Origin of the sequence: Sulfurirhabdus autotrophica (assembly GCF_004346685.1) — a bacterium.
Classification (GTDB): Bacteria; Pseudomonadota; Gammaproteobacteria; order Burkholderiales; family SMCO01; genus Sulfurirhabdus; species Sulfurirhabdus autotrophica.
Genome location: NZ_SMCO01000011.1, coordinates 69,011 through 83,109, shown reverse-complemented (window position 1 = coordinate 83,109; position 14,099 = coordinate 69,011). Strand labels below are relative to the sequence as shown.

General features: G+C 47.2%; 14 protein-coding genes. 5 read left to right on the top strand and 9 right to left on the bottom strand.

Annotated features, from left to right (window positions below; genetic code table 11):
• Positions 1-50: 50 nt before the first annotated feature.
• The 3 genes from ftsX to ftsY are packed head-to-tail and all read right to left on the bottom strand — an operon-like array spanning position 51 to position 2,697.
• Positions 51-959 (bottom strand): permease-like cell division protein FtsX, encoded by a 909-nt coding sequence (gene ftsX, locus EDC63_RS11540; protein ID WP_124946203.1) that lies wholly within the window; start codon positions 957-959, stop codon positions 51-53.
• A complete protein-coding gene (gene ftsE / locus EDC63_RS11535; RefSeq protein ID WP_124946202.1) occupies positions 956-1,609 on the bottom strand; it encodes a cell division ATP-binding protein FtsE in 654 nt (217 codons plus the stop codon). The genes ftsX and ftsE overlap by 4 nt, the downstream gene beginning before the upstream one ends.
• Positions 1,606-2,697: a signal recognition particle-docking protein FtsY gene (ftsY, locus tag EDC63_RS11530; RefSeq protein ID WP_124946201.1), complete on the bottom strand. Its 1,092-nt coding sequence runs from the start codon at positions 2,695-2,697 to the stop codon at positions 1,606-1,608. The genes ftsE and ftsY overlap by 4 nt, the downstream gene beginning before the upstream one ends.
• Before the next feature lie 126 nt (positions 2,698-2,823).
• Between ftsY and EDC63_RS11525 the strand changes: the two genes are divergently transcribed.
• The 5 genes from EDC63_RS11525 (at position 2,824) to EDC63_RS11505 (ending at position 7,035) form a co-directional block, all read left to right on the top strand.
• Positions 2,824-4,200 (top strand): M16 family metallopeptidase, encoded by a 1,377-nt coding sequence (locus EDC63_RS11525; RefSeq protein ID WP_124946200.1) that lies wholly within the window; start codon positions 2,824-2,826, stop codon positions 4,198-4,200.
• 106 nt (positions 4,201-4,306) lie between these two features.
• Positions 4,307-5,665 (top strand): M16 family metallopeptidase, encoded by a 1,359-nt coding sequence (locus EDC63_RS11520; RefSeq protein WP_124946257.1) that lies wholly within the window; start codon positions 4,307-4,309, stop codon positions 5,663-5,665.
• Positions 5,665-6,225, top strand: a complete 561-nt coding sequence (gene rsmD / locus EDC63_RS11515; RefSeq protein WP_124946199.1) for a 16S rRNA (guanine(966)-N(2))-methyltransferase RsmD — start codon at positions 5,665-5,667, stop codon at positions 6,223-6,225. The genes EDC63_RS11520 and rsmD overlap by 1 nt, the downstream gene beginning before the upstream one ends.
• Entirely contained in the window at positions 6,218-6,706 is a 489-nt protein-coding gene (coaD, locus tag EDC63_RS11510; protein ID WP_124946198.1) for a pantetheine-phosphate adenylyltransferase, read from the top strand. The genes rsmD and coaD overlap by 8 nt, the downstream gene beginning before the upstream one ends.
• Before the next feature lie 80 nt (positions 6,707-6,786).
• Positions 6,787-7,035 (top strand): YfhL family 4Fe-4S dicluster ferredoxin, encoded by a 249-nt coding sequence (locus EDC63_RS11505; RefSeq protein WP_124946197.1) that lies wholly within the window; start codon positions 6,787-6,789, stop codon positions 7,033-7,035.
• Between the two features lie 113 nt (positions 7,036-7,148).
• On the opposite strand, the gene EDC63_RS11500 is transcribed toward EDC63_RS11505, so the two are convergent.
• The 6 genes from EDC63_RS11500 to EDC63_RS11475 form a co-directional block, all read right to left on the bottom strand.
• Positions 7,149-9,110, bottom strand: coding sequence for a dynamin family protein (locus EDC63_RS11500; RefSeq protein WP_124946196.1), 1,962 nt, complete (start codon positions 9,108-9,110; stop codon positions 7,149-7,151).
• A 201-nt stretch (positions 9,111-9,311) separates the two neighbouring features.
• Positions 9,312-10,127 (bottom strand): bifunctional DNA-formamidopyrimidine glycosylase/DNA-(apurinic or apyrimidinic site) lyase, encoded by an 816-nt coding sequence (mutM, locus tag EDC63_RS11495; RefSeq protein ID WP_124946195.1) that lies wholly within the window; start codon positions 10,125-10,127, stop codon positions 9,312-9,314.
• Between the two features lie 18 nt (positions 10,128-10,145).
• Positions 10,146-10,967 carry a DUF4340 domain-containing protein gene (locus tag EDC63_RS11490; protein WP_124946194.1) on the bottom strand — a complete coding sequence of 274 codons (822 nt, stop codon included), beginning with the start codon at positions 10,965-10,967 and terminating at the stop codon, positions 10,146-10,148.
• 8 nt (positions 10,968-10,975) lie between these two features.
• A complete protein-coding gene (locus EDC63_RS11485) occupies positions 10,976-12,310 on the bottom strand; it encodes a GldG family protein (protein ID WP_223248259.1) in 1,335 nt (444 codons plus the stop codon).
• 20 nt (positions 12,311-12,330) lie between these two features.
• Entirely contained in the window at positions 12,331-13,074 is a 744-nt protein-coding gene (locus tag EDC63_RS11480; protein WP_124946192.1) for an ABC transporter permease, read from the bottom strand.
• Positions 13,071-14,036: an ABC transporter ATP-binding protein gene (locus EDC63_RS11475; protein ID WP_124946191.1), complete on the bottom strand. Its 966-nt coding sequence runs from the start codon at positions 14,034-14,036 to the stop codon at positions 13,071-13,073. Before EDC63_RS11475 ends, EDC63_RS11480 begins: the two co-directional genes overlap by 4 nt.
• Between the last annotated feature and the right edge of the window lie 63 nt (positions 14,037-14,099).

Below are 14,099 nucleotides of genomic sequence, written 5' to 3'. Positions count from 1 at the left end.
GTAGTAAGCAGTTCAATGCATGGCTAAACCCGCCAGGGTAAAAAAAGAGTCTAACTCGGTTCGATATGTCGCAGATAACGCCATACTGCAATATAAGCTCCGAACCAACCAAGTAAAGTAGATAAAAGCAAAATAAGCATGCTTTCCCTGGTTGCCAGCATATGTAATTGAAAATCACTGCTATAAAGCTGGGCCAGTTCGGTCACGTTGGTATTTAGTAGTGAAATGCTGATAGAGACGATTGCAAGTGCGGCCACGCCTCCCGCTAAACCTTGCAAAGCACCATGATATAAAAAAGGGCGTCGAATAAATGCATCCGCAGCACCAATCAGTTTGCTTACTTCAATTTCTTCACGCTGAGTCAAAATTTGCAGGCGGATGGTATTGCCGGTAATGGCTATAAGGGCAATCCCTAGCAAAGCCGCTAGAATCAGAATGACTTGTTGTCCGAGGCGCATGAAAGTAAACAAACGTTTTGCCCAGGCTGAATCCATCTGTGTATGGGCAACATTTGGCATTTGACTGAGTTTTTCCTTAAGTTGGGCAAGCGCTTCCGGGGCGGTTACATTAGGGTGAATAATGAAGGCATCTGGTAGCGGGTTGCGATCAAGGCTGGTAATGATTTGCTCCATACCGGTAGTTTGTTTCATTTCCTGCAATGCCTGATCACGAGAAATATATTGATAAGTTTGAATGTCGTGATTTTGCTTCAATTGCGTTTCTATCAGTTTGGCATCCGCACTGGAGGCGTTCAGTGACAAAAATATACTGATTTGTGGCTCGCCCTGGATGTTCGCCACTACTGTACTCATATTCTGAAGCAAGGCAAACAAGCCAGCCGGCAGACTTAAAGTAATACCAATAACAGATATCGTCAGTAAACTTGAAAATGGCGTCCGTAAGAGGCGTCGAAAGACGAGTAAAAAGTTGTACCAGTGATTGGCTAGCCAGTTGCTCATGATATTAGCTCGCCTTGTTGCAAATGAATCACTCTTCCGCCAATACGTTCAACGGTGTGTTCATCATGAGTGGAGATGAGCATAGTCACGCCCACCTGGTTAAAGGACTGGAACATGTCCATGATGTCATGCGCGTAAGCACTGTCGAGGTTCCCGGTAGGTTCGTCGGCTAGTAAAATGGCAGGACGATTCACAATTGCCCGAGCGATGCATAATCGCTGCTGTTCACCGCCAGAAAGCGTGATGGGTAGCATTTTTTCTTTGCCGAGCAGGCCAACTTTGTCAAGTGCCGCGCGCACCCGTTTAGCCGATTCAGAACGGTCAAAACCGCTTATTTGAAGGGGTAAAAGGACGTTTTCAAAAACGCTACGGTCATAGAGTAATTTATGATCCTGAAAAATCAGGCCGAGATTGCGACGCAGAAACGGAACGGCTGCCTTGCGCATTTTTCCGATGTTTTGCCCGCTGACTACAACACTGCCACTTGTGGGTAATTCGATAGCTGCAACCAGTTTCAATAATGTACTTTTTCCTGCACCGGAATGGCCCGTAAGAAACACCATCTCTCCTTTTTCAACGGAGAAGGAAACAGATTTTAAAGCTTCGTGACCACAGGGAAAACGTTTACTTACCTGACTAAATTCGATCATTCAAACAACGCCTCAACAAATTCCCTGGCTACAAACGGGCGCAAGTCATCCATGGTTTCTCCTACGCCGATAAAGCGGATGGGGATGGGGCGAACCTTGGCAATAGCAGAGATGACACCACCTTTGGCTGTGCCATCAAGTTTAGTAAGTACCAGTCCAGTGACGCCAATGGCGTCATCGAAAGATTTAACCTGAGCAATGGCATTTTGTCCCGTGTTTGCATCCAGAACCAGAATGATTTCATGGGGAGCAGTCGGGTCTGCTTTTGCGATGACTCGTTTGACTTTTTTGAGTTCTTCCATCAGGTGTAATTGTGTGGGCAGGCGGCCTGCGGTATCTGCCAGCACGATGTCAATACCGCGAGCCTTTGCCGCATTAATGGCATCGAAAATTACCGCAGCCGAATCACCGCTTTCCTGTGTAATCACGGTTACATTGTTGCGCTCTCCCCACACAACAAGCTGTTCACGTGCTGCCGCGCGGAAAGTATCGCCGGCAGCAAGTAAAACAGATTTGCCCTGGGACTGAAAATATTTAGCCAGTTTGCCAATCGTAGTAGTTTTGCCCGCACCATTGACGCCAACCATCATAATGATGAAGGGTTTGTTTTGTTCGGTATGCAGTGGCTGTTCAAGGGGTAGTAGCAAATCGTGCATGGCTTGCTGCAATGCGCCTTGCAATTGCTGTGAGTCTGTCAGTTTTTCGCGCTTAACCCGCTTGCGCAAATCATCCAGCAGAAAAGTGGTGGCATCTATGCCAACATCTGCTGACAGTAAAATTGTCTCAAGTTCCTCATACAGCTCTTCGTCAATTTTGACGTTTCTGGTAAAAACGGAAGTGAGTTGTTTGCCTAAATGTTCCCGTGTACGGGTTAAACCCTGTTTCAGTCTGGCAGCCCAGCTTAGAGACTTTGCTGGAAGTGGCTCCGCTTCAGAAGTCGCTTCTGCTACAGTGAGAAGCGGTTCTGCTTCGACATGATCCGCTGCTTCAGGGGTGAATTCAACCTCAGGCTCGGCAATGGGCGCTTCTTCGACGGGTGGTTCGGCGGGGATTTTATCTTTTGCTTTTGATTTAAAGAAACTAAACATGAAGTCTGATTGTCAGAAGGTGAGAAAAAAGAAACTAACAAGCAATTGTAGTTTTCTGTTTTAATCACAGGTTGTAAAACGAATATACCAATTTTATGCTTTTTGATGGATGTTAGGCTACCCATAATGACACGAATTTCTCGAATTACCGGTTTTTCTCTTTTGCTGACTGTCTTGGTGCAACCTTTGGCAACGTTGGCAAACCCTTATGAACACACGTTAAAGAATGGTTTAAAGGTGATTGTCAAAGAAGATCATCGTGCGCCAGTGGTGGTTTCCCAGGTTTGGTATCGGGCTGGCAGTATTGATGAGTTCAACGGCACTACAGGTGTGGCTCATGTGCTGGAGCATATGATGTTTAAGGGTACGCCAAGCGTTCCTACAGGCGAATTTTCAAAACTGATTGCTGCAGCGGGAGGGCGCGATAATGCTTTTACCAGCCGCGATCACACTGCGTATTTCCAGCAGTTGCAAAAATCCAAACTGGAATTGTCATTCAAGCTGGAAGCGGATCGCATGCAGAATCTGCAACTGACTGATAAGGAGTTTGGCAAAGAAATTAAAGTGGTGATGGAAGAGCGCCGCTGGAGAACCGATGACAAACCGCAGGCACTGGTTTATGAGGATTTGAATGCTACCGCGTACCAGGCGCATCCTTATCGTCGCCCCATTATCGGCTGGATGAATGATCTGGAAAACATGACAGGGCAGGATGCCCGTGATTGGTATCATCGCTGGTATGCCCCCAATAATGCTGTATTGGTCGTGGTGGGCGATGTGCAGCCTCAGGCTGTATTCAAGCTGGCAGAAAAATATTTTGGCACTGCCAAAGCCAGGCCGCTACCTGTACGCAAGCCACAGCTAGAGCCAGAGCAGTTGGGCATACGACGTGTTAACGTCAAAGCACCTGCAAAATTACCCTACATAATGATGGGCTACCATGCGCCAGTGTTACACAACCCTGAAAAAGACTGGGAGCCATATGCGCTGGAAATGCTAGCAGGCGTGTTAGATGGCAACGAATCTGCCCGCTTGAACAAGTCTTTGGTAAGAGACGCACGCATCGCCAGCTCGGTTGGTGCGGGTTATGATTCAGTCGCACGCGGGCCTGGCATGTTTGCGCTGGATGGCACACCAAGCGAGGGCAAGAAAATTGAAGACCTTGAGCTTGCGCTACGCGAACAGATTGAGAAAATTAAAAAAGAAGGCGTGACAGAGGACGAATTGCAGCGGGTTAAGGCGCAGGTGATTGCGGGGCAGGTATATCAGCGCGATTCCATGTTTTACCAAGCCATGTTGATTGGTGAGTATGAGATTGCAGGAGTCTCGTATAAGTCACTAGACACACGTCTTGCCAAATTAAAGGCAGTGACACCTGCGCAGGTACAGGAAGTGGCGCGTATGTATCTGGTTGATGACAGTTTGACTGTTGCAACGCTTGATCCTCAGCCATTGGAAGGCAAGAAACCCATGGCGCCGCCAAAAGGATTGCCTCATGAATAATGGCATCGCAAATATTTCGGTGAGGGTCAAAGGATATAACATGGCACAAACAAGTTTGAGTACTACCATAAAAGCAGACAAAAATGCCAAGTCGAAAACATTCGGCATGGTGGTTCGCCGAGTTAGCAGCCTGGCAATTGCTGTTACCTGCGGGGTTGTTTCGGTAATGATGGCATCTGCGGCGCAGGCCACTTTGCCAATTCAACATTGGCAAACCGAGAAAGGGGCAAAAGTTTACTTTGTAGAAAACCATGATTTGCCGCTACTGGATATTAATGTGGATTTTGTTGCTGGTAGCAGTCGCGATGATCCTGCAAAATCAGGCGCAGCAAGTCTGGTTCTGCATATGCTGGATTTGGGTGCGGCGGGACTCTCTGACGATGAAATATCCCGTTCCATAGCAGATGTGGGTGCAGAACTGGGTGGCCATTTTGACAGGGATAGAGCCGGTGTTTCATTGCGGACTTTAAGTGCAGAGCGGGAGCGCAAGCAGTCACTGGGTATTTTAGCCAAAGTGTTACAGCAGCCGGATTTTCCTCAGCCAGTATTGGAGCGCGAAAAGGCACGCATAATTGCAGCACTGAAAGAAGCGGAAACCCAGCCTGCCAGCATTGGTGATAAAGCATTTTATGCTGCGCTGTATGGAAATCATCCCTATGCACTTCAACCTTCAGGCGAAGTGGCTACAGTGAGTTTGCTCACCCGTGATGATCTGACGACATTTTATCGTGCCAACTATACGGCTGGCAGTGCTGTGATAGCATTAATGGGGGACATTAGTCGCGCAGAGGCTGAAGCTATTGCGCGCCAAGTGAGTGATTCCTTGCCACCATCCATAACGGCTAAAGTGTTACCTGATGTGCCTGCTTTGACTGCGGAAGTGGACAAATATATCCCTCATCCTGCTTCGCAAAGTCATATCCTGATGGGGGAGCCCGGCGTGCGTCGGGGAGACCCTGACTACTTCCCGTTGTTAGTGGGAAATTATGTGTTGGGCGGAGGGGGATTTGACTCAAGGCTGACCAATGAAGTCAGGGAAAAGCGAGGACTTGCTTACAGTGCATACAGTTATTTTATGCCTATGAGTCAGGAAGGGCCTTTCCAGATTGGGTTGCAGACCAAAAAAGAGCAAACCGATGAGGCGATAAAAATTGTGCGTAGCGTGCTGAAAGATTTCATTGCCAAAGGCCCTACGGCAGCAGAACTTAAACAGGCTAAAAACAATTTGATGGGCGGATTTCCACTGCGTATCGACAGCAATAAAAAGATACTTGAATATCTGACCGTGATTGGCTTTTATGGATTACCTTTGACATACCTGGATGACTTCGTCGGGAATGTTGAAAAAGTATCGCTGGTAAATATCAAACAGGCTTTTGCGCGTCATGTACACCCCGATCGTATGGTATTGGTTGTGGTAGGTGGGGGTAAGCAGGCGGACAAAGTGGAACAGCCGGTAAAATAGTGAAAGTCAAAACTGGAACATTAAATCGAGTCAGGATAATTGGCGGGGATTGGCGCAGTCGCACGCTCAATTTTCCAAATCAGGCAGGGTTGAGACCCACCCCTGACCGGGTGAGGGAAACACTTTTCAACTGGCTGGGCCAGACGTTATATGGAAAAACCTGTCTGGATTTGTTTGCTGGCAGTGGTGCACTGGGATTTGAAGCCCTTTCACGTGGCGCAAAACAGCTGGTGATGGTGGAACAAAATCGTCCGGTTCTGGATGCGTTGAAAAAAAATTCCGAAATGCTAAAAGCGCAGAACGTGGAAATGAATCACGCAGATGGGGTACAATTTATTTCCCGAGAAACACGTCAATACGATGTGATATTTCTCGACCCCCCTTTCCGTCAGGAATACCTGCCTAAACTTTTGCCACTACTGCCAGAGCGATTGACGCCAGAAGGCGTGGTGTACGTAGAAAGCGAAGGTGCAATTGATCCCGGCGAAGGGTGGGAGGTCTGGCGTTGCAGTCGCGCTGGGCAGGTCCATTTTCATTTATTGAAGCGAACTCATGCTTAAAGTTGTCTATCCAGGTACATTTGACCCTATAACCCGTGGTCACGAAGATTTGATTCGTCGTGCAGCCTTGTTGTTCGACGAAGTGGTGGTGTCCGTCGCAGACAACAGAAATAAACGCTCATATTTTACGCTGGAAGAGCGCGTGGAAATGGCACAGCAGGTGCTGAAACCCTACTCAAACGTAAAAGTGACGGGGTTTACAGGGCTATTAATGGATTTTGTGCGCGAACAGCAGGCCGGTATAGTGCTGCGTGGTTTACGTGCTGTTTCAGATTTTGAATATGAATTTCAATTGGCGGGAATGAACCGGAATCTGAATCCGGATGTCGAAACCTTGTTTTTGACGCCTGCGGAACAATATATGTTTATCTCAGCCAGTATGGTGAGGGAAATTGCATTGTTAGGAGGGGATGTGAGCCAGTTTGTGCATCCTTCGATACAGTCCAGGTTCAATGAAAAACTGCAGGCAAGTAATTCTTGAGCAACCTACCCATCTGGGGGCTACGAAAGAATTGAATTGGCAGTTATAATATACTTGATTAAATTAGTAGAGAATTAGCTATGTCGTTAATGATTACCGATGAGTGCATCAATTGTGATGTGTGTGAACCTGAGTGCCCCAATGGTGCAATTTCTCAAGGTGATGAAATTTATGTAATTGATCATAATCTGTGCACGGAATGTGTGGGGCATTATGATGTGCCGCAGTGCATTGAAGTTTGTCCGGTTGATTGTATTCTGACAGGAATAGAAGAAACGAAAGATCAGTTGCAGGAAAAATATGAACTGATTACAGGCCAGGCCGGCTAGTTAGAACAGATATAAAAATGCCCTACCTGTGAATCCAGAGTAGGGCATCAAGTTTGCCTTCGCAGGCAATGCAGGAAAGCTAGTGGTAACTTTGTTCTAACCTTCCCTTCTTTTTATCCGGCAGAAGCCATCAACTCTTCATTTTGTGCGTTAGCCAGCATATTTTCAACCTGCCGATGCAGAATTTTCAGGTCGGTGAGTTGGGTGTTCACACTTCCGTTCATGTGCTCAAGTTCGCTGATACGATCTTCCAGTGTGTCAGTCGCTTTATGAATGCGCTTGATACTTTCCAGGCGACGACGCAGTTGGAGTTGGTGTTCGCGTACTTGTGTTTCCATAGGAGACATAACGGCTTTTAGCCAGTTTTCCACATCCCGGTTAGCTACTTCATAAACATGTACCACGCGGCTTGCCATGGTTTCAAAAAACTTGGAAGTCAGTGAGTATTGTTCGTTGGTGAGCATGGCCATGGTGCTGAAGTGCTCATTATAGGTTTTTTCCAGGCGCCCGATTTCCTTGACGTATTTCATGGTGGAAAAAGGTGCCGGGGTAATTGAGTTCAGACCATGTTCTTCGCTAAATTTCTGATACATAGCGTTCATCATGGTTTTGATTTCTTCAATCTGCTCGGCAGATTTTCCGAAACTGCCATTTACGTTCTTGAAGAAGTTATTCATTGCTTCGCGAATGCCTTTGGTAAAGCGACTGTTAACCATCGCCATACGCGTGCTTTTAACCTCATCCTTTAATGACTCCATACCGAGATGAGTAAACAGGATGTTGGTCTGTTGAGAAAAAACACTGCGAAGCGCCTGAAAACGCTGCAATCCCTTTTCGAAATATTCTTTATCCTTTTTGACCTTGCTCATCATGTGCTCGATCACGTCTTCATTTTTGCCGCGCAGGGACTTCAATTCTTCCAGTTGTTCATGGATGTTGGCCATGCGGGCTTCAAGAATGGATTGAGTGGAATGAATTAAATCATCCACCTCACTTTGCGTGTTATCCCGAACGATTTCCTGTTTTGACGGAATAAGTTCTTCGCTCAATGCTTTTTCTAGTTCAGGTAAGCGGCTTTTGACAAGGAGTGCCTCATCGTCATTCACTTTTGCAAGCAGCCCTTTTTGAGCTGAAACAGGGAACACCTGGGAAGGGGAAAGCCCCAGTAATTCTGCACTGGTGTTTATTTGCTTGGTGAGTTCAGCATCGATCTGATCTTGATTTTTCAGTTCGTCCCATAGACCGTCAATTTTGTTCAGCACCACCAGGCGGCCTTTTTGGCGGCCCTGGACATTGCCAATATGGTGACGCCATACTTCGATATCTGATTTGGTGACGCCGGTATCTGCCGCCAGAATAAACAACACTGCGTGGGCGTTAGGTAAGAGGTTTAACGTCAGTTCAGGTTCTGTACCAATGGCATTAAGTCCCGGTGTATCCAGGATAACCAGGCCTTGCTTCAGAAGCGGGTGAGGGAAGTTTATGATCGCGTGACGCCAGGCAGGGACATCCACTGTGCCGTCATCATGAACGGACAGCATGCTGTCCTGGTCGTTTTCATCGTAGAGGCCAAAGTTCTTTGCTTCTTCCAATGATACGCGTTTGGTTTCGCTGACTTGCTGGAAAGCAACCAGCATGCCGTCGCTGGATGTGGTATCGAGCGCAACCGTGTGCCATTCTTCAGGGTAGCGCTTATATTCTGTCGTAGTGGTATCTGTGCCCCGAGTTTCAATAGGCAGTAGCTGAATAGATGATTCTCTGCTGGCGTCATAAAGCAGTTCTGTTGGGCACATGGTCGTGCGGCCAGCACTGGAAGGAAGTAGACGCTGTTTGTATCCGGCAAAGAAAATGGCGTTGATCAGTTCAGATTTGCCGCGAGAAAACTCTGCCACAAACGCAACATTCAGCTTGTCTTCACTTAAGCGGTCGAGCAAATGCTGGATGCGCAGGTCTGTCTGGGCATCATTTAATTCTTGTTCGTTAAGCCAGTTCCGATAATCGTTGATGCTGCCCGATAAATTGGTGCGCCAAGCCCCGTAGGCTTCAAATTGGGCGACTAGATTATCGTTGGTCATGTAGTTTCCTCATAGCTAAGGCGTTATTTATTTTGGTTAATGTATCACAAAAAGTACAATACTCAATGCAGGTATCGGTAATTTAATGAAAAACTTTAACCATAATATGAAGTTCTTCAATTAACGCCATGTTATCAATGTGGATCACTCAGTTCATTGCGGTTTTTGGGTGTAAATTGCTTATGCTATTTAAATAGTACATCACGTTTGGCATTTGGGACAGTAGAACGTAGAGCGCTGTCCCTGCCGAAATTGGCGGATTGCCCCCCCGCATTGGTGACAGGGCTCCCCAGTTCGGCCATAAGTAAAATATTGTTGCTGGAAGTAACCGGGTTTTCCTTCCGCGCCAACAAAATCACGCAAGCTGCTGCCACCGGCAGTGATGGCAAGTTGCAGGGTTTGCTTGATGGCGGCGACGAGTTTTTTCAGACGCGCGCGGCTGATACGATTGGCCGCTGTTTTGGGATTAATGCCGGCATGAAATAACGCTTCATTGGCGTAAATGTTTCCTACCCCTACTACAAGATGGCTATCCATGATGACTTGTTTGATACTCGCGCTTCGGTTACGTGTCTGTTGGTAAAGATATTCCGCATCAAACGCATCAGTCAGGGGTTCGACGCCAAGATGGGCAATTAACGGATGTTGCAGAGGATTATCTTTTATCCAGAGTACCGCACCAAATCTTCTTGGGTCACGCAGGCGCATAGCGGCCCCATTATCCAGCAGCAAATCAAAATGATCGTGTTTTTCGGGTGGCGCGGATTGTGGCAAAACTCGCAAACTCCCGGACATGCCAAGGTGGACAATGAGCCACCCTTTTTCACAATGGATCAGCAGGTATTTTCCTCTGCGGGAAATATCAAGAATGCGTTGACCGGGAAGGTGGTGTACCAGATCAGCTGGAATTTCCCAACGTAATTTGCCGTTGCGGATAATGACCTGGGTTATGCGCCTGTTTTCAAGATGGGGTTTCAGGCCGCGGCGCGTGGTTTCGACTTCAGGTAGTTCAGGCATGATAGGAAATAAGCAATTTTAGGGCGTCAACAAGCGCTTGGCTGTATCTTGGGAAAAATGAAACTGAATGTTTTCATCTGTGCGCAACAAAATGAATTCGTGTTGTTGTTGCAGTACCTGAAACTTTACGGATTTGCCATTCTGAAAGTGTAGTGTGTATTCACTTATGGGTTTGCTCTTATCGTATGGCTGGCTATGCAGTGCAGAAGCCATGCGCCAATCATCTGCAAAACGGTTAAATTGATCCTGATCCATGTTTGGATTGGGGGGTGTCATGATCCATTGCCCGTTTTGTCGATCCAGTTTGAATTGTGCAAAACGGAATGAGGTAGGCGTTTCGTCTTCTGCAAGTAATTTTTTACTGATGAAATCGGCAGGTTGAGAAAATGCCGTTGCAAAATAGTTGGTGGGAATTAAAAAAACCTTGTTTCCACTCAGAACATATTGTTGGCGGGTCAAGGGGTTGATCGTTCCAAACTTGAACACTTCCTGATTCAGAGTGAGCGTCAGTAAAGGCTGATCCAGTTCGAATCTGTCCAGTTGTGTAGCTACTATCTGTTGATTGCTGCGAGCACTGAGTATGCTGAGAATTTGTTCAATTTTGTTGTTATCGCCGCGGGCTTGGAAAGGGGTCGCAACAAACCAGGTGTTGCCGCGTTTTTTAAATTCAAGCGTGGGCTGGCCTTTTTTCTCAATTTTTATTTGTTGAATCGCAGTGCTGGATAAATCTGATATTGGCAAAAGGGCTTGGCCGCTTTGTTTGGGTTTCAAATAAATAAACAGGCTGAGTCCCAGCACAAGTGCAAGCAGGATAAGGTTTTGAGCGCTTCGGAATTTCATGGGCAGTTTTACTGTTTGCGGCGTCGCAACCAGATAAACAGTCCTGTGATCAATAGTGCCAACGGTATGATAATCAGGAAGCCCACAGAGAGAATGCCGGCAGACAGTTTGCTCAGGCTGAGGCTGCTATCTATCGTAGCGCGAGGTTGTATGGTGATTAAATTGTCGTCACCTGCCAGCCAGTTAATGGCGTTGATTCCCAGGTCCAGATTGCCGCCATTGCCAAGATAGGTGTTGGATAAAAATGCACCCGAGCCGACTACGACTATACGTTGAAGCTTGTCTTCAACAGCGCGTTCAAACGAGCTGGCAATGTTGATCGGCCCAGCAATATCATGGGTTTTGTCGAACGCGATAGTGTTATCCAGTCGGCCCATTTCTACCCAGCCATTCTGCGCGACTTCGATCAGGGGCGTAACGCGCCAACCTTTGTTTTCGTTGGCACCGATCTGGCGTGCAAATGGGAAAACCGTGATCAGGTTGAATTTTTGGGTAATAGGGTGGTGCGCATAGGTTGTGCCCAGCGCCCAGGTAGGCGGTGCTTTTAATTGCTGCGCGGCAGGGTCGACAATCGTGCCCGGAGTCAGTTCCAGCCCCAGTTTTTCAGCCAGAGGCTGGAGGCCGTGCAATGATTCCTGATCGATTAGCCAAAGCAAATTGCCCCCTTTTTTGAGGTAATTGAGTATTTTGTCGGTCTCTCCCGGCAGCAAATCCACCTGAGGGCTGGCAATCACCAGTAAATGAGTATTGACGGGTACATCCTGAGCTATGGCAAGGTTCAGGCTGGTGATTTTGAACCCCTTGGTTTTTAGCTGGTTGCCAAAATTTCCTAAATCGTGATTGGCAATACCATCCAGTTTGCGTTCGCCATGACCTTCCAGAAAAGTGACGACGCGATCTTTTCTGCGAGCGAGGCGCACCAGCAGATTGGTTAATGCCTGTTCGTTGAGATTAGTGAGGTGCTCACTGCGTTGCTTATATTCCACGACCAATTCGCCATTGGCCTGCACGCCGGCATTGCGTGTCACCTGGGGTTGTTCAGCAGGGTCGATGAAATTTAGCGTTAAATCAGGCTTTGTGCGCTGATAAGGGGCGATAAACTCGCGGATGATCTTCCGGATATCCCCTAACTGTGGGTCTTTCTCTGTAGCATAAGCCGTGATCGTAACGGGGCCGGTGATCTGCTTAAGGAGCGTCTGGCTAGAGCTGGAAAGTGAGTTATGGCTGTTTTGAGTGATATCCCATTGTTGTTGATAATCCCGGGATAAATAAATCAGTAAACCTGCCAAAGTCAGGAATAACAGGACGAAAGCTGCATTTTGCAGAAATAGAGAAAGGCGCATTTTTTTATTCAGGCGCATCGTTAACCTCGCAACCTGTCTTTATCCAGTTGCCGAATGGCCAGCACAAGAAAGACGACAATGAAAATAATATAAAAAGCGATATCGGCCGTATTCAGTAAACCGCGGTTAAATGATTCGAAGTGCTTGATCAACGAAAAGGTATGTAAAAGACTGGCAGGGTCTGTAGCGGATAAATTAATAATCCATAATCCAAGTAACGAACCCAGGCCGCCAATGGCTGCAATCATCGGGTGAGCCGTGAGGCTGGAAATATACAGGCTGAGCGCGGCAAAGCTGGCAACAAGCAATATGATGCCGGTCAGATTGCTGATGATTAAACCTGAATCAAGCGTCCCACCTATATATAACGAAAAAGACATGATTACCAAAAAACCAATCACCAGTAACAGGAAAGCCATCAGGCCAACAAATTTACCCAGTACGATTTCAGTCATGGAAACCGGTGCCGAGATCAGTAAAGTAAGCGTTTGATGTCGTTTTTCTTCGCTTAGTAATCGCATTGAAAGAATGGGAACAACCATCATCAGCACTATGGCGGCGCCGCCAAATAAGGGAGAGATGACAATTTCAGTAACGCCGGGCGGATTGAGAAGTTGTGCCAACTGAGCCTGCAAAGCCAAATAGGCATCAATCTGGCTTAAAAACAGATAGGCAATGATCAGATTCAGAATGGCCAGAATAATCCAGGCCAGGGGCGAACTGAACAGGGTTTTTAAATCTTTTGCGGCGATCACAAAAATCATGGGGCTGTATCCCTGGATTGGGGCGTGACATCTACTGTCGTTAACTGAACGAAAATATCTTCCAGGCTGGCATGGGCAGGGTTGAGCAAATACAATTCCCATCCGCCACTGCTGGCAGCCTGGATGAGCAAATCACTGGGGTTGCTGTCTGCTTCATAATGAATAATAAACTGACCGTCCGGAAGTGCATTGATACTGGATACCCCGGTGATCTTCTGGAGCGTTGTCATTTCAGGCGGATTACGCAAGCCAATGAGCAAACTGTTCCCTTTCATATGGCGTTTCAGCGCTTCGATGCTGTCGCTGAAAACCAGTTGGCCCTGATGCATGATCTGTACCCGGTCGCAAACACTTTCCACTTCCGGGAGAATGTGGGTGGAAATAATCACGCTGTGCTCTCCTCCCAATTCGCGAATCAACGTGCGAATCTCCCGTACCTGTATAGGGTCGAGGCCAACGGTAGGCTCATCCAGAATGACGACGTCCGGGTTATGCACGATTGCTTGTGCAATTCCAACGCGCTGCTGATATCCCTTGGAAAGATTGCCGATCAATCGATTACCCACATCGACTAAACCACAGCGTTGTTTGGCTCGTTCTATAGCAGTAGGAAGCGCTGACTTGGTCATTTGGTGCAAACGTCCGACAAAGCGAAGGTATTCATCCACCGTCAATTCTTTATACAAAGGCGGGATTTCAGGTAAATACCCGATTTTTGCTTTGGCGGCTTTAGGATTTTCCAGCAGATCAATACCGCAGATCTGGATGCTCCCGTCGCTGGGTGCCAGATTGCCTGTCAGCATTCTCATGGTAGTTGATTTGCCAGCACCGTTTGGTCCAAGAAAGCCTAAAACTTCGCCTTTCCTGAGTTCAAAGCTGACATTATTTACGACGATTTTCTGGTCGTAATTGCGCGAAAGTTCCTTGACATGCAAGGTGAGTGGAGAGTTTTGCGATGGCATCCGAAAGTGCTTCTGAGTGGTTGGCCCTTGTTATGGCTGTTAAATATACCCTAATATGTCACA

Excerpts from the sequence above, each read along its gene's own strand:
- ftsX (WP_124946203.1), bottom strand. The coding sequence starts at position 959 with ATGAGCAACTGGCTAGCCAATCACTGGTACAACTTTTTACTCGTCTTT.
- ftsE (WP_124946202.1), bottom strand. The coding sequence starts at position 1,609 with ATGATCGAATTTAGTCAGGTAAGTAAACGTTTTCCCTGTGGTCACGAA.
- ftsY (WP_124946201.1), bottom strand. The coding sequence starts at position 2,697 with ATGTTTAGTTTCTTTAAATCAAAAGCAAAAGATAAAATCCCCGCCGAA.
- EDC63_RS11525 (WP_124946200.1), top strand. The coding sequence starts at position 2,824 with ATGACACGAATTTCTCGAATTACCGGTTTTTCTCTTTTGCTGACTGTC.
- EDC63_RS11520 (WP_124946257.1), top strand. The coding sequence starts at position 4,307 with ATGGTGGTTCGCCGAGTTAGCAGCCTGGCAATTGCTGTTACCTGCGGG.
- coaD (WP_124946198.1), top strand. The coding sequence starts at position 6,218 with ATGCTTAAAGTTGTCTATCCAGGTACATTTGACCCTATAACCCGTGGT.
- EDC63_RS11505 (WP_124946197.1), top strand. The coding sequence starts at position 6,787 with ATGTCGTTAATGATTACCGATGAGTGCATCAATTGTGATGTGTGTGAA.
- EDC63_RS11500 (WP_124946196.1), bottom strand. The coding sequence starts at position 9,110 with ATGACCAACGATAATCTAGTCGCCCAATTTGAAGCCTACGGGGCTTGG.
- mutM (WP_124946195.1), bottom strand. The coding sequence starts at position 10,127 with ATGCCTGAACTACCTGAAGTCGAAACCACGCGCCGCGGCCTGAAACCC.
- EDC63_RS11490 (WP_124946194.1), bottom strand. The coding sequence starts at position 10,967 with ATGAAATTCCGAAGCGCTCAAAACCTTATCCTGCTTGCACTTGTGCTG.
- EDC63_RS11485 (WP_223248259.1), bottom strand. The coding sequence starts at position 12,310 with ATGCGCCTTTCTCTATTTCTGCAAAATGCAGCTTTCGTCCTGTTATTC.
- EDC63_RS11480 (WP_124946192.1), bottom strand. The coding sequence starts at position 13,074 with ATGATTTTTGTGATCGCCGCAAAAGATTTAAAAACCCTGTTCAGTTCG.
- EDC63_RS11475 (WP_124946191.1), bottom strand. The coding sequence starts at position 14,036 with ATGCCATCGCAAAACTCTCCACTCACCTTGCATGTCAAGGAACTTTCG.